Source organism: Enterococcus silesiacus, assembly GCF_001886225.1.
In the GTDB taxonomy this organism is placed as follows: Bacteria; Bacillota; Bacilli; order Lactobacillales; family Enterococcaceae; genus Enterococcus_L; species Enterococcus_L silesiacus.
Genome location: NZ_JXLC01000028.1, coordinates 39,318 through 56,907 on the forward strand (window position 1 = coordinate 39,318; position 17,590 = coordinate 56,907).

The following is a 17,590-nucleotide window of genomic DNA, read 5'->3' on the forward strand; positions in this document are numbered from 1 at the left end:
CTAAAAAGAGTCTGGAGTATATCCAGACTCTAAACCTGTTTATCTATTTTAATAAGTCTAACATCGCTTTTGAAATATCAACAGCTTTCAATCCATAAACTTCTTTTAAATACGCCATTTTACCCACTTGACCGAATTGCTCTTTTACACCGACCCGCTTCATTTTTACTGGATGATTTTCAGCAACGATTTCGGCTACAGCACTTCCTAATCCACCGATCACATTGTGATTCTCCGCTGTTACGATCGGCCCTAGTTTAGCTGCTTTAATCACGATGTCTTCATTCATTGGTTTGATTCTAAACAAATCGATCACTTGAACTGAAATTCCTTTTTTCTCTAAATCATCCGCTGCCTGAAGGGCTTCTTCTACCATAATTCCACTAGAAAAAATCGTCCCTTGTGTTCCCTCTTTTAGCTTACAATAACCTTTAGAAAAATCTTCTTTTCCATTATAAAGTGACTTTGCTTGTTTACGGATCGTCCGAATATAGAATAACCCTTGGGCTGTGTGAGCATATTCCAAAATGGCTTTAAATTGATAAGGATCTGATACTTCATAGATCTGATTTCTCGGAATCACGCGCATCAAGGCAATATCTTCAAACGGCATATGCGTTCCGCCATTCATTTCAGCAGTTACTCCTGGATCAGTTCCCACGATGACTGCATGATTTTGAGCATAACCAAGTGAAAGAAAGACTTGATCAAAAGAGCGTCTCGTAGCAAAAGGAGCAAAGGTATGGATAAATGGAATAAATCCCGTTACAGCCAAACCAGCGGCTGCTCCCATTTCTTCTGCTTCCATAATGCCCACATTAATATAACGCTTGCCTAGTTGTTCCTTTAATTTACTCGTCCCCATCGAACTTGCTAGATCCGCTTCTAAGGCGACGATTTTCTGATCTTTTTGGGCTAATTCTAGAATTGTTTTTGTATACACTTGCCGCATCTCTAAGTCTTTCATTACTGATTCACCTCGATCTTTTCAGCTAATGTTGCGATTGCTTCTTTTATTGCTATTTTTCCTGCCTCATCTGGACGAACATGATGATTATCCACTAACTCTTCAAAGTAAAGAACCCCTTGTCCTTTTATTGTATCTAAAACAATTGCTGTCGGTTTACCATTTACTTGTTTCCCCTGAATAACCGCTTCTTCAATCGCCATTACATCGCCACCGTCAACACGCCAACTATTAAACCCAAACGCCTGCATTTTTTCGACAAAATCAAACGGATCGCAAATATCTGTTGTATAACCATCCAATTGCTTCTTGTTATCATCGATCAACACGATCAAATGATCCAGCTTGTGATGCGCCGCAAACTGAAAGGCTTCCCAACATTGACCTTCATTTAATTCCCCATCACCAACGATTGCATAGGTATAATTACTTTTACCTAACAATTGATTGCCTTTCGCAATTCCTGTCGCAGCTGAGATCCCTTGTCCAAGCGATCCTGTGGTCATATCTACACCTGGTGTTTTGATTCGATCTGGATGTGACGGTAATTTAGTGCCATTTTGATTTAAGCTATAAAGAAATTCTTCATCAAAATAGCCTTTTAAAAACAACGTAGCATAAAGAGCAGGTCCTGCATGCCCTTTCGATAAAACAAAATAATCACGATCTGGATCATCTTTTCTTTCTGGCGACACATTCAAGACTTTCCCATACAGAACTGCCAACGTTTCAACAATAGACAAGCTACCGCCAAAATGCCCAAATCCTAAATTATCTAGCTCTCTCATCGTATAATACCGAATCTGATCCGCAAATTTTGTCGTTTCCATTAAGCTGCCTCCTTCGTTTCAGTCGTTTTTTTCTTGCCGAAAACCGTTAATCCAATCAATAACGCCAACACTGCTAAAACGCCAGCAACAACAGCAATTTGACCACCCATATCGGCTAATTTACCAAGGAAAATCCCCGTCACACCATAATCTGTATCAGAGAAAGTCGATCCTTGGAAACCTAAATCCCCCATAACGGGCATCAATAAAATCGGCATAAAGCTGATAATCACCCCATGAATAAATGACCCTACAACCGCTCCTCGAACACCACCAGTAGCATTGCCAAAAACACCGGCTGTCGCACCACAGAAGAAATGCGGCACCACACCAGGAATAATCACTGTCGTACCTGTTGCAATCATAATAAATAAACTAACAATTCCACCAACAAAGCTAGTTAAAAAGCCAATCAAAACTGCATTTGGTGCATAAGGAAAAACGATTGGACAATCCAACGCTGGTATCGAATTCGGCACTAATTTTTCAGAAATCCCTTTAAATGCGGGCACAATTTCAGCTAAAATCAAACGACCCCCCGCTAAAATCACAAACACACCTGCCGCAAACATCCCTGCTTGTTGTAGTGCATAAATAATATAATTGGTTCCATTACTAAGATTTTCAGCAATAAACTCATTTCCTGCAAACAAGGCCACAATTGTATACACAATCCCCATCGTCAACGTAATACTAACTGTTGAATCACGTAAAAATGACAAGCCTTTTGGAAAATTGATATCCTCGGTTGATTTCTCTTTATTTCCCACATATTTACCGATAAACCCACTAAGAGCATAGCCAAAATTCCCTGTATGACCTAAAGCCACTGAATCATTTTTGGTAATTTGTTTGGTAAACGGCTGAGCGATCGCAGGGAAAATCGTATTCGCTAATCCTAACGCCAAGCCACCAACTAACACTAACGGTACGGCACTCATTTTTGTGACACTCATGATCACAGCAATCATACACGCCATATAAAGCGTGGCATGACCTGTTAAATAGATATATTTAAATTTCGTAATACGGGCGATCAAAATATTAAACGCCATTCCCGCTAACATAATAAGTGCTGTATATGTCCCATATTTTGTCAAAGCCAAGGCAACGATTGCTTCATTATTCGGCACCACACCTTGCATATTAAACGCATGCTGGAACATTTCTCCAAATGGCGCCAGTGAGCCTTCGATCACGCCAGCACCTGCTGTTACCACTAAAAACCCAACAAAGGTTTTGATACCACCACGGACAACATCTGAAATTGGCTTTTTCTGTAACCCTAGGCCCAGAACTGCGATCAAGGCTACCAGAATTGCTGGGGTGCTTGCAATGTCGATCAATATATTTAAGATACTATTCATATTTTTCTCCTACCTTCTTTAGACTTTAGAGTAACCCTTCATCCACACAAACTGCTCTGACCTTTTCTCTTAACTCATCCATATCGATAATACTATCTAGAACAACCACATTCCCTAAATGCTGCGCACTATCCGCTAAATCCCCACCCACAAAAAAGACATCTGCCAAATCCGGTGTTGCACTTCCCATATCATAATGCGCCACCTCAACTCCTGTTACCCCTAATTCGTTCAAGACACTATTGATATTCATTTCCACCATAAAACTAGATCCTAATCCAGATCCACAAACTGCTGCCATTTTCATAATGATTCTCCTTCCTTTAATAACTGAATAATTGTTGCTTGGTCTTTTGCTGCTAATAGCTTCTCTAAATTCTCCTTGTTCGATAAAATTTTCGTTAAACTCGCCAACGCTTTTAAATGCATTTCACTATCAACCGCTGCCAAACAGATAAAAATCGTAATCTCATGCTTAGGATCATCTAAAAGTAAAACAGGTTCTTTCACCTTTAAAAGCGACATGCCTAATTGCTTGACCCCATCTTCAGGCCTGGCATGAGGCAATGCGATTCCTTTACCAATATGAATAAAGGCGCCGTAATCTTTGACCTTTTGGATCATGGCTTCAATATAGTTCTCTGTAATCTTCCCTTGAGCTTTCAAGGGTTGGGCCGCATAAGCAATCGCTTCTTCCCACGTTAATTTTTTATCCGTCAACTGGATCATCTCTGTCGTTAGCAACTCCGATAGCATTGGCTTCTCATCTTCTTTCACTTTTAATTTCTTGATCATTTTTCGATTTAAGATCCGGTACATTTTTTCTTTAGTAACGCCTTTTTTTAATTCGATATACGGTAATAAGGTCTCAATAATTTCGTCGATAGAAGGGACAATAATTCCTGGGATCAATAAATCTTCCTGCACACAGCGCATTAATTTGTTTTTTTCTAATTGGGACATGATCGGATTGACTAGATACGTTTTCTTTGGGGCATTCAACAGAACACTGGAAAAAATCACATCATATTCAGCTTCAGCAATACTTTCAAGCTGATCGACTGTTGTCGTTAAACTAAAATCGATCGTTGGAAAAAGTTCCTTCAACTCTGATTGCATAATCAAAGACGAACTGATGCCACTTGGACACAAAACCAATGCTTTATAACGGATCACCCGATTTAACTCCCGTTGATTGCCAATTTCACCACCGAATAAAATCGTAAAATAACCAACTTCTTCCTCTGGAATTGACTGGCCTACCAACATTTCTAAAGGGTGTAGCGCGTTTTTTGTTAAAGTAAATATTTCACCATATTGTTCTTTGATTTCTTCTGTCAGCACATTGGTTAGCGAAAAATGATACTTGATTCTAAAAAATGCTGGCACTAAATGATAAAAAAGATCGAGTAGTAATTTTCGGTAAGCTTTAAACTCGATTGCCGCTAAACGCTCCATCTCATGAATGACCTGACTCGCACATTCTAGTAAAAATTCTAATGCTGTATCACGGACTTCTCCTTGCGTGATTGTCATAAAAATTAAAGTGAAATAGAATTGCTCATTTTCTAGGTCTACTATTTCAGGAAATTTTGCTAAAAACAACTGACTTCCATAAAAAGCATTCAACTCTTTTAGCGTCTCTCTTGCTTGTCTATCCAACCTACAAGAATGTGTTTTTGCCCGTTTTAAAACATACGCCATAAAATAAATTGTCTCTTCGATTCGACTTGGCACTATCACTAACTCACTTGCTTTAATCGTTTCAAAAAGATAAGAACGAACACCTGCTTCAAACGTTTTTGAATACTTCATCAACCCTTTTTTCAATCCCCATTTCCCTGAAACTTGCGTCATGACTTTCGCGATCATCTGATGGGCTTGAATCCGAAGCTGCTCTTCACAACCAGATAAATAGAAACCATTTCTTCGTGAATAATCCAAACTGATTTGCTGCTTAGCTAAATGCTTACGCAACTTTTTGATGTCCGCTAAAATCGTATTCTTACTCACTTGAAAAAATTCTTGATAATGGTAAACAGATAAATCCTCTTCTGCAATAAACGTCAGCAGATAAAGTAACGCCTGTCTTTCATACTCTAAATAGAAAATCTCTGTTTCCAGCTTACCAAAATGAAGTTCTAACCATTTATCGACGACTTGCTTTGAAAAATAGATCTTTCCTTCTTCACAATAGATTGGTTCGTAAGAAAATTGCTGCAGTTGCTCATCAATTTTTCCTAGCTGATCAATCACTGTTTCGGTAGGTAATCCTGTAATCTCATTGATCTCTTGAATAGTGTAACCCACTCCATGCGGCCTATCGATAAGATAACTCATTCGATAATCAATCATTTTGTTCCTCCTGTATTCACTATATAATGTAAACGCTACAAAACAAAGAAACGTTGGGTCTAATCTGTTTTTGATTTTTCAAAATGATTGGACTCAATTAAAAAAATAACAAAAAAGCCATGGAAGTCAATTGATTACTGACCCCATAGCTATTTTGTTAGTGGATTACAATGATTACCTTATTTTTAGTTACTTGTTTTATAGATAGTTCGTTTGATTCTAAAAGTGTTACGTTTAATTCTTGTTGATCCATTTGAACCTTGACTGGTGTACCATGAATCGTTAGCTTAAATGCCAATGCCTCAATTTCTTTTGGCAAATGATTCTCAATTTGGATTGTCTGACCTGCACTTGTGAGGCCAGCAAAGCCATAAATAATACTTAGCCAGCTACCGCCCATGTTCGCTGCATGAATTCCATCTTTCGCATTTCCTTGTAAATCCGTTAGATCCATCAGCGCGGTATCCATAAAATAACTATATGCTTTATCTAGTTGCTTCGTACGACTAGCTAAAATACTAAATATCGAGCGTGACAACGAAGAATCATGCGTCGTAACATCCTCATAAAATTGATAATCTCTTTGAATTTGCTCCATTGAGTAATCTTGTGGAAACAGCATTTCAGCTAGTAAGGCATCCGCCTGTTTACATACTTGATGTTTATAAATGATCATCGGGTGATAATGTAGTAACAACGGATAATTCTCTTTTGGCGTTTCTGCAAATGGCCATTTAGCTTTTTCAAAGAAGGTGTCATCTTGTTTGATCAGTTGTTGTTCATGATCGTATGGCAATTTCATCCCTTCGGCCGCTTCTTGCCAAGCAGACCATTCTTCTTCTTTAACTGAATTCAAACGTTGCGCTAAAGTAACGGCATAGCTCAAATTATTTTGTGCCATCTTATTTGTGTAGTAATTATTATTGACCAAGGCTGTATACTCATCGGGCCCCGTCACACCATTAATACAGAATTCAGCACCGATCCAACTACCATAGTTCAGCCAAAAACGTGCGGTTTCAAAAATCACCTCAGCACCAGATTCTGCGATAAATTGGTGATCTCCTGTTACTCGTTCATATAATTGAAAGGCGTAGGCAATATCGGCGTTGATATGGACTTGAGCTGTTCCAGCAGGATAATACGCACTAGCCTCTTCGCCATTGATCGTCCGCCAAGCAAATAACGCCCCGCTCTCTTGCGCCAATTCCTTTGCTCGTTCTTGCGCTTTTGGTAAAATCGATACCCGATACGTTAGTAATTGTTTGGCAATTTTCGGTTGTGTATAGATGAAGAACGGCAAGATATACATTTCTGTATCCCAAAAATAATGTCCTTCGTACCCTTCACCAGTCAATCCTTTCGCAGCAAAATTTGTTAGACCATCTCGACCTGCATTTTGATATAAATGAAATACATTAAAACGAATGCCCTTTTGAAGAATCGGATCACCAGTGATTTCAATATCACTTGCTTGCCAGAATTCAGAAAAATGCTGTACCTGTTCTTCGACTAACTGATCAAACTTCAAGCTATTCCTGACTTCGGTTAATTTGTTTTTTTCTGTCTCGATGACATGACAATTATCCGTTGTGAGAGGTTTTGACAGCACAACATAGTTTGTCAAAATAACTGCTTGATTTTCTCGAACAAAAACTCGTTTTGAAACAGATTGACAACCAATTTCGTTCGCCCCATCAGTTGTCTCCATCAGTTGAGAAATCAAAATAGCTTGTCCACTGAATTCTGTTCTCACTTCGAGCCACTCATTGTTTAGTTGCTTGATACCAAGTTTACTTTTAGACGAAGCAACTCGCGGATCGATCGTGCCCTCATCATTGGCTTTGCTTTCCTGAAACGCTATATTCTTAGTGATCATCATCTCACCAGAAAAATTCAGCGCTTCGATCGTATACTGAAAAATGCTAATCTCAGAGTGTGAATAAGAAAGAAATGAACAAAGAGATAGCGTAAATTTCTTTCCTTGCAATGTCTCGATTTCATAACGTTCTTCCAGCATGCCTGTTTTCATATTTAATTGAAAATCGGTTTGTTCCACAAGCCAATCTGTTTCATTTGACTTTTCTCCATCAATTTCGATAATGAGGCTTCTTATATCAGGCAGTTTTACGATCGTTTGATGATTTTTCGCATAACCATAGGCCCATTCTCCATAAACAATAGGATGCGTATCATAAAATCCATTGATAAATGTTCCAGGATTACCGTGTGTTGTTTTACCTTTTACAACGCTGGATGTACGTATTCCTAAATGACCATTGCTCAATGCAAACAAGGTTTCAATATATTCAGGACTTTGATTATTAAGATCGTTTAAAGTCAGCAAATACTCAGAATTCATCTATTTTCTCCTTTGTTTCGCTTTTTTTAAATAGCAGAAGCAGTTGTTTTTGTTTCTATTTTTTTGCTAGAAACATTTGGCTTTGACTCTTTTTGTAAAAACAATGTCAAAATAAATGGAATGATTAATGACATGATCATCATCAATACTCCTGCAATCACATTCGTTACGCCTTTATCCCCAGAAAATCCAAGAATTGCCATCACACTATTTTGTGGTACATAAAGAGTAACATGCATGATCCCTGCAAAACAACCGGAAATCCCCGCACCGATCACCGCTGCGATCAATGGCTTTTTATACTTCATTGTCACCCCATATAAAGCCGGTTCTGTAATCCCCATGATTGCTGAAATACCCGCAGCAGTTGCAATTGATTTAACACTTTTATCTTTTGATTTCAACGCTACCGCTAATGAGGCCCCACCTTGAGCTAAATTAGCACAAACTTGAGCAACTAAAATCAATGATTCTGTTCCTGTTGCAGCAAATGACGCAACAAAAATCGGCGTCAACGCGTGATGCATACCGGTCATTACGATAAATGGCATACCTGCCGCAAGTAGCGCTACCATAATAAAACCTAATTTTCCTTCTAATAAATTGATCATCCAAGCAAGTCCCATACCCGCATAATTTCCTAAAGGACCAATTACAATCAATGCTAAAGGCGCTGTGATAAGTAATACTAACGTTGGATTTAAAATGATTTTCAGAGAACTAGGCGTAATTTTATCTACACCACGTTCAATGTAAGACATGATCCAAATTGTTAATAAGGCCGGAATGACAGAAGCCGCATAGCCTACCCCTTGAATCGGCATACCTAAAAATGACATCGGATCGCCACTTGCAACCCAAGTAGTAAAATTAGGATGCAGTAAAATTCCGACAACAATTACCGCAAGTGACGTATTCACCTTAAACTTACGTGAAGCAAATACCGCTAACAAGATCGGCATAAAGTAAAACGCACTATCTCCAATAAAGTCTAATACACGATACGTGCTTGATTCATTGGATAACCAATGGAACGTCGTACTTAATGATAAAATAACCTTGATCATCCCAGCAGCAGTCAGTGCAGGGATCATTGGCGTCATACAAGCCGTGATCGTATCAACAATTTTGTTGAAAATCCCTGTCTCTTGTTTTTCACTTGGTGTGTCATTATTTTCAGCATCCCCATTAACGATTCCTTGAGCAATGACCTCTTTAAACACTTTGGCCACATGACTGCCTATGATCACTTGAAATTGGGTTGGTGTTGGATTGATGTCCACAACACCATTTAATTCTTTTAATGCTTGTTCATTTACTTTAGTGTCATCCTTCAAATGAAAACGTAGTCGCGTTGCACAATGAACTGCTGAAACTACATTTTCTTTTCCACCAATGTTTTCGATGATTTGTTGCGCTAATTCGTTATAATTGTCTTTTGATGTCATGTTTCTTTCCCCTCTCAGTTTAAACATGTAGCTGATCTTTTCAACAAACTTTAATAATCATTAAATGCCGCAGCACCATTGGTTTTCACAACTTCTTGATACCAAACGTAACTAGCCTTTTTCAATCGATTCCCGGTTCCGTTGCCTTCATCATCTAAATCAACATAGATTACACCATAGCGTTTACTGATTCGCCCTTCACTTACGCTTGTTAAATCAATAATTCCCCACATCATATAACCAATTAAATCCACGCCGTCTTCATTCAATGCCAGCAATAAATTTTGAATATGCCCTTTTAGATAATCGATTCGATACTCATCATCAATTTTTTGACCCTTTAATACATCCTGTGTTCCTAACCCATTTTCGACAATGAAGAGTGGTTTCCGATAACGATCATATAATTGATTCAACGTAATTCTAAGACCAACCGGATCATTTTGCCAGACACTATTACTTTCTGGTAAATAAGGATTCTTCACTGTCATAAACCCATTCGTTGCGACTTGTTCCAATCCCTCTTTATTCGCTGAAGTACAGGCGCTTGAGTAATAACTGAATGAAACAAAATCAACCGTATTATCTTTTAAGATCTGTCTATCTTGCTCTGTAATCGTCAAGTCAATCTTATTTTGTTTGAAAAAGCTCGTAGTAAATTTAGGGTATTCTCCAAAAACTTGAACATCTGAAAACAATAGATTTTCCCGATCACTTTTGAGTGCAGCAAATACATCTTCTGGATCACATGTATACGCATAGGTTTTACCAGCCGCTAACATTGCCCCAAATTGAGCATCTGGATCGATTTCTTTTCCAGCTTTGATCGTCAGGGCATTCGCCAATAATTGATGGTGCCCCGCTTGATATTGAATTTGTAATGGATTTTCTTTTGAATTAAACGTGATGCCGCCTCCAATAAAGGGAATATGCAATACCATGTTCATCTCGTTAAATGGAATCCAATACCTGATTCGCCCTTTAAAATAAGTCATCATCGTTTTTGCATATTTGACATATAAATCAACGACCTCACGACTTTGCCAACCATTGAATTTTTCCACCAAATGAAACGGTAAATCAAAATGACTGATCGTCACGATCGGTTCAATTTGATATTTTTCAAGTTCGCTAAGAATTTGGTCATAAAAGTCTAAACCTTTTTGATTCGGCTCACCTTCTTCTCCTGTCGGAAAAATCCGTGACCACGAAATCGAAAAACGGAAACTATTGATGCCAAGCTCACTTAATAATTTGATATCCTCTATAAATGTGTGATAAAAATCAATCGCGGTGCGACTTGGATAAATTTCTTCTTTTACTGGATTCAAAATCGTCGGTTCTTGATCCAAATACACCGGCTTTAACCGTTGATCGTTTAACGGAAGATAATCAAAATTCGACATCTTTCTGCCATCAGCCAAATAATTTCCTTCTGTTTGTGCCGCCGAAATTGCTCCGCCCCATAAAAATCCTCTTTGTGCCTGCATCTTCATTCCTCTATTCTCAAAAATAGTACTATAGTTATTATTTACTTATGCTTATAAGCGCTTATTTATAAACATGTTTTAAACACACTTTGATTATAAAAGATTTACAAGCGGTTTCAATCCCACAAATTTGCCTTATCATTCTCATATATTGTCGTGCAAAAAAAGTGATTGGGCCATAACTCTGTGAGTTACAACCCAATCACTTAGCAACCGAATAAACGGTGGAAGCAGAAGCAACCCCTTCAGAAATAAGCTGAAATTCACAAAAATTTGAAGAACAATTTTCGTGAATTCCCTCTTATTTCTCGGGGTTAAGCACTTCTGTCCCATCCTCTCATTAGATTTCTATACTCATCTTTTCTCGATATTTCAATGGTGCCATCCCCATCGAATGCTTGAACAAACGATAAAAGGTTTTATCACTTTCAATTCCGATTTGACTGATGATTTGAGAAACAGTATCGTCCGAATTGATTAGTAGCCACTTCGCTTTATCGATACGATAATCATTTAAAAACGTAATAAATGTCTTTCCCGTATTCCGTTTGAAAAACTTAGTAAAATAAAATTGACTGTAGCCGATAGACGCCGCGACTTCTTCCAGTGTAATCTTTTTTGTATAGTTTTTTTCAACATAACGGAAAACCTGATCTAACTTTTCAAGAATATCTTTGCTCTGAACTTTTTCATGTGTTTGATACTTGTCTTTCTTTTTAGGAATATGTCTAAAAAGGTAAACCAAAAGCTTTAATAAATCTGCTTTGAGCTGAAATTGAAACCCTAACGCTTGCTTTCGTTCTTCCGCATACATTTCTAGCAGAATTTCCCTTACAACCGCTTCATTTTCTCTCCCCCATTTAGGACTCAAAGGTTCAATAGCTTCAAAAAACTGATTCAAATTGATTTCATCTGTATTTAAACGAGCAAAAAAAGTGAGATCAAATTGAAAGACAACTCGCTCACTGCCAGGCGAAGCCAACACATAATGGATATCACCACCGTTGATCAATACCAACTCTCCCGCTGATAAAGTATATGGTTGATCATTGATACCTAAGTTGATACTGCCTTTTGTCACACAAATCAGCTCAATTTCTCTATGCCAATGAGGTGTAGTCAAAATATCCCCATCATTTAAAATAATTCGAAAAGGAAATTCCGGATCAAGTATGGGCATTTCTAAAAAAATAGCCATTAATTTCCCTCCGTTTCTTTCTCCTGTTTTGCAAATTATTCTATCATAGTTTATCTTTTTAACGAAATAGAAAACAAACCCCTAAATAAACAGCGCACATGACTCTGCTTTTTTAGAGGTTCGGATTTAAGAAAATTAGTTATCTGGATTTTCAGCTTTTTTATAAGTAATAACCTTTGAGTCTTTATTTTCAGCGATTTCTTTTGCTCTTTCTATCGCTTGTTCTTTAGTATCAAATGAATCGACCGCTTTTTCAGCATTCTTCGTCTGAAACATACCACCGATTTTCTTTATAATAAACCAACACATCATTATCTAGCAAATCTGTATTGATTTTTTTATCGCTGTGTTTATCTGTCTTCTTAGGGTCAGCCTCTTTCTTAAAAACAGCTTTTTCAGTATCCGTCGCTTCACTCAACCACTTTTTCGATTGTGAAATCGCAATTGGGATCGCTCTATCATCTGGATACCCTTCACTGACTAATGCATTCGCAATCTCAATGGCTTTCTTTTTTAATAAAGGGTCAAAATTTTTAAACGAACTTGGATAATCCTCTAAATCCCAAGGCATTATCATTCATCTCCTTACATCATAAAATCAGTTAAGCAAAGAAACTACCACCTGTGATCGAATAAACTTGTCCAGTAACGTAACTGGCCTCATTTGAAGCTAAGAATACATAAACAGCAGCTAATTCAGCAGGTTGTCCCGCTCGACCAATTGCTTCTTGTTGTCCAAATTCAGGAATTTTTTCTGGTGGTTGTCCACCGCAAATTTGCAAAGCTGTCCAAATCGGTCCTGGAGCAACTGTGTTTACCCGAATTCCTGAAGAAGCTAATTGTGCTGATAAGCCTTTACTAAATGAAGTGATCGCCCCTTTTGTTGCTGCATAATCTAATAAATTTGCACTTGGCTCAGCACTTTGAATTGAAGTCGTTGTAATAATACTACCGCCTTTTGGCAAGTAATCTAGCGCTTCTTGCACTGCCCAATACATTGATATGATGTTAGTTGTATAGGTATCCATGATTTGTTGCGTTGATAAGTCTTTGATGTTGTCAACTGCTTGCTGCATCCCCGCGTTCAAGACTAAAATATCCAAACCATCTAGCTCTTTAGCAGCATCATGAACAAGTTTTCGCGTAAATGTTTCATCTTTTAAATCTCCTGGCAATAATACTGCTTTACGTCCTTCCGCCTCGATTAATGTTTTAACTTCTTTAGCATCTGCTTCTTCAAAAGGTAAATAATTGATTGCTACATCAGCGCCTTCTCTTGCGTACGCAATAGCTGCAGCACGTCCGATTCCAGAATCTCCACCGGTGATCAACGCTTTACGCCCTGCCAATTTGCCAGAGCCTTTGTAAGTTGTTTCTCCACAATCAGGCACAGGTGTCATTTTTTGTTGTAACGCAGGTGCTTCTTGTGATTGTTTTTCAAATTTTCCATCGTAGAATCTTGTTAACGGATTTTCGATTTTTTCTGTCATCTTGATTCCTCCTATGAATTTGTTGGCAATAAAAAAGAACTACCAGCTTACTCTTTTACCCTAATACAAAATATGACCCCTGACAAATTATACGTTTTTACACCAAATACTTTTTCATAAAAGTCGGTTTCTTTGGCTTATCACTTAAAAATCCTTATAATTAACTATATAAATCCATTTATTTATAAAAAATAGGTCTTAAGATGGATGTCAAAACATTGCAAAAATATTACAATATCATTACATCAAGTTTAAAAAGCCCGTTACACTTTTATTGGTATCTAGCTTCACGAGCTAGTCTTTCGGAAAAAAGATAAAATCTGCCTGTGACATAAACCGTCACAAACATATTTTCCTATTTTTCTGTCAAGACTGGACGAGCTCGTTCAGCTTTTAAATTTAGGAGGAGATATTTATGAAAAACAACAAAACAAGATTTGGCTTGATTGCTGTAATCGTCATTGTTTTAATCGGCGTATTCGGAATTAGTCAATACAACGGATTAGCAAAGAAAGAACAATCAGTTGAGTCCCAATGGAGTCAAGTCGAAAACGTAATGCAACGTAGAGCAGATCTCGTTCCAAACTTAGTTAATAGCGTAAAAGGTAGCATGCAACAAGAGCAAAAGGTCTTTGGAGATATTGCTAAGGCCCGTGAAGCTTATGGTTCTGCTAACAATGATTCGGATAAAATCAAAGCCAGCCAAGAATTGGATCAATCTGTAGGTACCTTGATCAATGTTATCAATGAAAATTATCCAGAACTAAAATCAAATGATAACGTGCAAACATTAATGACTCAATTAGAAGGAACAGAAAACCGCATTTCAGTTGAACGTAAACGTTACAATGATGTTGTAAAAGAATACAACGAACAAGTCGTTTCTTTCCCTAAAAATATCTTTGCAAATATGATGGGTCTAGGTAAGAAGGATTACTTTAAAGCTGATCCAACAGCCAGCACTGTGCCTTCTGTGAATTTTGATAATTCTACTAGCACATCTAGTGGGAAGTGATGATCGATGAAACTTTTTAGACGAGGTTTATTGCCCAGCGTATTATTTTTCCTTGTCACCTTTTTCGTCAGCTTTCAAACACCAGCATTTGCTGAAATCTTGCCAGGATCGCCTGATCAATTTTACCTGGATCAACCAGGAATTCTTGATGAAACAACTAAAAATTTAGTTGAAAGAAAAGGCGAGCTTTATAAACAAAAATCAGAAGCGCCTCAAGTTGTTTTGGCTGTGATCGATTCGACTGACGGTGATAGTATTGATAGTTATGCGCCCGATCTTTTTCAAAAATGGAAAATCGGCAATCAAAAAGAAGATAATGGCGTTTTGATTCTTTATGCAGTCAATGGTGGCGATCGGAATGTCCGAATTGAAGTCGGTTATGGTTTAGAAGATGTGATCACCGATAGTATTTCCGGAAACATTCTACAGCATGCCAAGGAGGATTTGAAATCAAGTGATGATGCTTCGATTAACAAAGGACTGCAGTATACATTTAATGCCGTCACTACTTTGATTGATAAACACTACGATTATCCTGCTGATAAAAATGCGTTATCAGATGATGAGATAGAGCAAGTCTCCTCAGATGACAGTTCTGATGGAGAAGGCATTTTCAGTATTTTCTTTGTTCTTCTCATTGTCCTTCCTTTAATGCTATTTGGAGGTCGTGGTGGTCGCGGCGGACGCGGAAGTGGTCCATGGTATTGGGGCGGTGGCGGTTTTGGCGGCGGCTCTTCAAGTGGAGGCGGAGGCTTCGGCGGTGGAGGTGGCTTCTCTGGAGGAGGCGGTTCTTCCGGCGGTGGCGGCGCTAGTATTTAGAAACTGAAACGTTCCTTTATTTTATCTAAATAAATCAAGAAAAGAGCAAACCTTAGTTGGTTTGCTCTTTTTCACACTAAAAATATACAATCATTATAAAACAAAAGTATAGACATTTAATAAATAAAGTGGTATATTATTTTTGTAATCGATTACAAATAGACTATAAAGGACTGATTAGTATGAATAGTTTTATGGATTCTCTTGGAGAAAAGATCATGCCGCTTGCCAATAAACTTGGACAAAACCGTTATCTCTCTGTTTTGAGAGATGCTTTTATGTTATCTTTCCCATTAACAATGTTCGGATCGATCATCGTTGTTATCAATAACTTACCTTTTTTCAGTGATGCTACAAAAGGAACCTTATCCTCTTTATTTGGTAACGGTCAAAATGCGACAATGAGTATTATGGCCGTCTTCGTTACATTTGGTATTGGCTATTATTTGTCTAAATCATATGATGTTGAAGGAATTTTTGGTGGAGCCGTCTCATTCGCTAGTTTTCTGCTTTTAACGCCTTTCATGATGACGCTTGAAGATGGTACTGAAGTTTCTGGTGTCTTATCTTTAGACCGTTTAGGTGCTAAAGGGATGTTTATCGGTATGATTGCAGCTTTTCTTGCTGGTGAAATTTATTGTAGAGTAACCAAAAAAGGCTGGCAAATCAAGATGCCTGATGGTGTGCCACCTGCTGTGGCTAAATCATTTGCTGCCTTGATTCCTGCTATTTTAACGCTATCTGTTTTTCTATTTATCAACGCAATCGTGACCGGTTTATTTAACACCAACCTTCATGATGTTATTTATGAAATAATTCAAAAACCTTTAGTCGGCTTAGGTAGTAGTTTACCGGCGACTTTGATTGCTTTATTTTTTGTACAATTCTTATGGTTCTTTGGTTTACACGGTCAAATCATCGTCAATTCTGTGATGGACCCGATTTGGAACACCTTGATGTTAGAAAATTTAGATGCCTACAAAGCAGGTGAAAAATTACCGCACATCATAACAAAACCTTTTATGGAAACATTCACTGTTGGACTTGGTGGCTCTGGCATGACCTTAGCGGTTATTTTGATCATGGCTTTTGTCATGAAGAAAAAACAGTACCGAGATATCGGACGTTTAAGTTTAGCACCTGGAATTTTCAATGTAAATGAACCCGTTATTTTTGGGTTACCGATCGTTTTAAATGCGACTATTCTAATTCCTTGGGTATTAGCTCCACTGGTTGTTACAGTGCTTAATTATCTTGTAATGGCAGCCGGCATTGTTCCACCTCCAACTGGTGTATCCGTTCCGTGGACTGTTCCGATTTTCTTTAGCGGCATGTTAGCTACAAACTCAATCTTAGGTGGTCTCTTGCAGCTTGTTGATTTACTGATTGTCGGTCTACTTTGGTTTCCGTTCCTACGTTTATTAGATAAAGAAAAAGAAAGTGCGATTTAATCGTGCTTTCTTTTTCTTTAATTGTCTATACATTCATAATCAGTTACAATACAGAAGAGGAGGTTGTAACGATATGAAGCCAAAATATGAAGAAATCGCAGATACCTTGCGTGATCGAATAAAAAATAATATTTACAAAACAGATACTCTGATCCCTAATCAAACAGACTTAGTAAAAGAATTCAACGTAAGTCGAATGACAGTCAAAAAAGCAATCGGTATTTTAGTTATGGAAGGTCTTTTATATTCTCAACGAGGTTCTGGCACCAAAGTATTGAACCGCTCTTTTTGGGATAAAGATACTTCACCAGCCAATGAATATGATGGTTTGAGCAAACAAATGCATGACCGCCATAAAAAGTTGAAAAGCCAAGTTATTTTATTCGAAGTTGAATTTCCTTCAACAGAGGTCCAAGAACGTTTAGCCATTTCTAAAGAACAGCCCGTCTATAAGATCATTCGTCTTAGAATTCTTGAAGATGAGCCGTTTATTTTGGAACATACGTATATGCCTTGTGATTTAGTTCCTGGCCTTACAACAGATATCTTGAAAAATTCTATTTATACGTATATTAAAGAACAGTTATCGCTCGATTTTGCAGGTGCTTATCGAAATATTCAAGCTGATAAATCTGATGAATACGATCAACAATATCTCAAGTGTAAAAAAGATGATCCCGTTCTTGAAGTGCAGCAAGTAGTCTACTCAAAAAATGGACGTCCTATTGAGTTTTCATGTAGTCAAAATCGTTATGATCAAAGAAGTTAGGTTCTACGTCAAATTGTGTTGGTAAGCCA

The 17,590-nt window shown here is 37.8% G+C and carries 14 protein-coding genes and 2 pseudogenes; 4 read left to right on the forward strand and 12 right to left on the reverse strand.

From position 1 onward, the window contains the following. Positions 1–43 precede the first annotated feature (43 nt). The 12 genes and pseudogenes from RV15_RS15640 to RV15_RS15695 all read right to left on the reverse strand — a co-directional run bounded on the left by RV15_RS15640 (position 44) and on the right by RV15_RS15695 (position 13,507). Positions 44–967, reverse strand: a complete 924-nt coding sequence (locus tag RV15_RS15640; protein WP_071878944.1) for a transketolase family protein — start codon at positions 965–967, stop codon at positions 44–46. Further along, the gene (locus RV15_RS15645; protein WP_071878945.1) at positions 967–1,797 is read right to left on the reverse strand and encodes a transketolase; all 831 of its coding nucleotides are present in this window, start codon (positions 1,795–1,797) and stop codon (positions 967–969) included. Before RV15_RS15645 ends, RV15_RS15640 begins: the two co-directional genes overlap by 1 nt. After that, entirely contained in the window at positions 1,797–3,164 is a 1,368-nt protein-coding gene (locus tag RV15_RS15650; protein WP_071878946.1) for a PTS ascorbate transporter subunit IIC, read from the reverse strand. The genes RV15_RS15645 and RV15_RS15650 overlap by 1 nt, the downstream gene beginning before the upstream one ends. 25 nt (positions 3,165–3,189) lie before the next feature. After that, positions 3,190–3,471 carry a PTS sugar transporter subunit IIB gene (locus tag RV15_RS15655; RefSeq protein WP_071878947.1) on the reverse strand — a complete coding sequence of 94 codons (282 nt, stop codon included), beginning with the start codon at positions 3,469–3,471 and terminating at the stop codon, positions 3,190–3,192. Further along, entirely contained in the window at positions 3,468–5,519 is a 2,052-nt protein-coding gene (locus RV15_RS15660; RefSeq protein ID WP_071878948.1) for a BglG family transcription antiterminator, read from the reverse strand. Before RV15_RS15660 ends, RV15_RS15655 begins: the two co-directional genes overlap by 4 nt. A 157-nt stretch (positions 5,520–5,676) precedes the next feature. After that, positions 5,677–7,881, reverse strand: coding sequence for a glycoside hydrolase family 65 protein (locus RV15_RS15665; protein ID WP_071878949.1), 2,205 nt, complete (start codon positions 7,879–7,881; stop codon positions 5,677–5,679). Between the two features lie 26 nt (positions 7,882–7,907). After that, positions 7,908–9,329, reverse strand: coding sequence for a PTS transporter subunit EIIC (locus RV15_RS15670; protein ID WP_071878950.1), 1,422 nt, complete (start codon positions 9,327–9,329; stop codon positions 7,908–7,910). A 50-nt stretch (positions 9,330–9,379) separates the two neighbouring features. Further along, complete coding sequence (locus tag RV15_RS15675) at positions 9,380–10,819, reverse strand: glycoside hydrolase family 1 protein (RefSeq protein WP_071878951.1); 1,440 nt, start codon at positions 10,817–10,819, stop codon at positions 9,380–9,382. Between the two features lie 210 nt (positions 10,820–11,029). After that, positions 11,030–11,152: pseudogene (locus RV15_RS19125) on the reverse strand (DUF3788 family protein); the annotation flags it as partial. Positions 11,153–11,159: 7 nt separating this feature from the next. Beyond that, entirely contained in the window at positions 11,160–12,017 is an 858-nt protein-coding gene (locus RV15_RS15685) for an AraC family transcriptional regulator (protein WP_071878952.1), read from the reverse strand. Positions 12,018–12,152: 135 nt separating this feature from the next. Next, a pseudogene (locus tag RV15_RS15690) lies at positions 12,153–12,588 on the reverse strand (DUF2188 domain-containing protein). 31 nt (positions 12,589–12,619) lie between these two features. Beyond that, entirely contained in the window at positions 12,620–13,507 is an 888-nt protein-coding gene (locus RV15_RS15695) for an SDR family oxidoreductase (RefSeq protein ID WP_071878953.1), read from the reverse strand. Between the two features lie 415 nt (positions 13,508–13,922). On the opposite strand from RV15_RS15695, the gene RV15_RS15700 reads away from it, so the two are divergent. The 4 genes from RV15_RS15700 to RV15_RS15715 all read left to right on the forward strand — a co-directional run bounded on the left by RV15_RS15700 (position 13,923) and on the right by RV15_RS15715 (position 17,561). Further along, entirely contained in the window at positions 13,923–14,522 is a 600-nt protein-coding gene (locus RV15_RS15700; RefSeq protein WP_071878954.1) for a LemA family protein, read from the forward strand. Positions 14,523–14,528: 6 nt separating this feature from the next. Then, positions 14,529–15,341 (forward strand): TPM domain-containing protein, encoded by an 813-nt coding sequence (locus RV15_RS15705; protein WP_071878955.1) that lies wholly within the window; start codon positions 14,529–14,531, stop codon positions 15,339–15,341. Positions 15,342–15,523: 182 nt separating this feature from the next. Further along, positions 15,524–16,792 (forward strand): PTS cellobiose transporter subunit IIC, encoded by a 1,269-nt coding sequence (gene celB / locus RV15_RS15710; RefSeq protein ID WP_071878956.1) that lies wholly within the window; start codon positions 15,524–15,526, stop codon positions 16,790–16,792. 73 nt (positions 16,793–16,865) lie between these two features. After that, positions 16,866–17,561, forward strand: a complete 696-nt coding sequence (locus tag RV15_RS15715) for a GntR family transcriptional regulator (protein WP_071878957.1) — start codon at positions 16,866–16,868, stop codon at positions 17,559–17,561. Positions 17,562–17,590: the final 29 nt, after the last annotated feature.

Coding starts and splice junctions, on each gene's coding strand:
- RV15_RS15640 (WP_071878944.1), bottom strand. CDS start 967: ATGAAAGACTTAGAGATGCGGCAAGTGTATACAAAAACAATTCTAGAA.
- RV15_RS15645 (WP_071878945.1), bottom strand. CDS start 1,797: ATGGAAACGACAAAATTTGCGGATCAGATTCGGTATTATACGATGAGA.
- RV15_RS15650 (WP_071878946.1), bottom strand. CDS start 3,164: ATGAATAGTATCTTAAATATATTGATCGACATTGCAAGCACCCCAGCA.
- RV15_RS15655 (WP_071878947.1), bottom strand. CDS start 3,471: ATGAAAATGGCAGCAGTTTGTGGATCTGGATTAGGATCTAGTTTTATG.
- RV15_RS15660 (WP_071878948.1), bottom strand. CDS start 5,519: ATGATTGATTATCGAATGAGTTATCTTATCGATAGGCCGCATGGAGTG.
- RV15_RS15665 (WP_071878949.1), bottom strand. CDS start 7,881: ATGAATTCTGAGTATTTGCTGACTTTAAACGATCTTAATAATCAAAGT.
- RV15_RS15670 (WP_071878950.1), bottom strand. CDS start 9,329: ATGACATCAAAAGACAATTATAACGAATTAGCGCAACAAATCATCGAA.
- RV15_RS15675 (WP_071878951.1), bottom strand. CDS start 10,819: ATGCAGGCACAAAGAGGATTTTTATGGGGCGGAGCAATTTCGGCGGCA.
- RV15_RS15685 (WP_071878952.1), bottom strand. CDS start 12,017: ATGGCTATTTTTTTAGAAATGCCCATACTTGATCCGGAATTTCCTTTT.
- RV15_RS15695 (WP_071878953.1), bottom strand. CDS start 13,507: ATGACAGAAAAAATCGAAAATCCGTTAACAAGATTCTACGATGGAAAA.
- RV15_RS15700 (WP_071878954.1), top strand. CDS start 13,923: ATGAAAAACAACAAAACAAGATTTGGCTTGATTGCTGTAATCGTCATT.
- RV15_RS15705 (WP_071878955.1), top strand. CDS start 14,529: ATGAAACTTTTTAGACGAGGTTTATTGCCCAGCGTATTATTTTTCCTT.
- celB (WP_071878956.1), top strand. CDS start 15,524: ATGAATAGTTTTATGGATTCTCTTGGAGAAAAGATCATGCCGCTTGCC.
- RV15_RS15715 (WP_071878957.1), top strand. CDS start 16,866: ATGAAGCCAAAATATGAAGAAATCGCAGATACCTTGCGTGATCGAATA.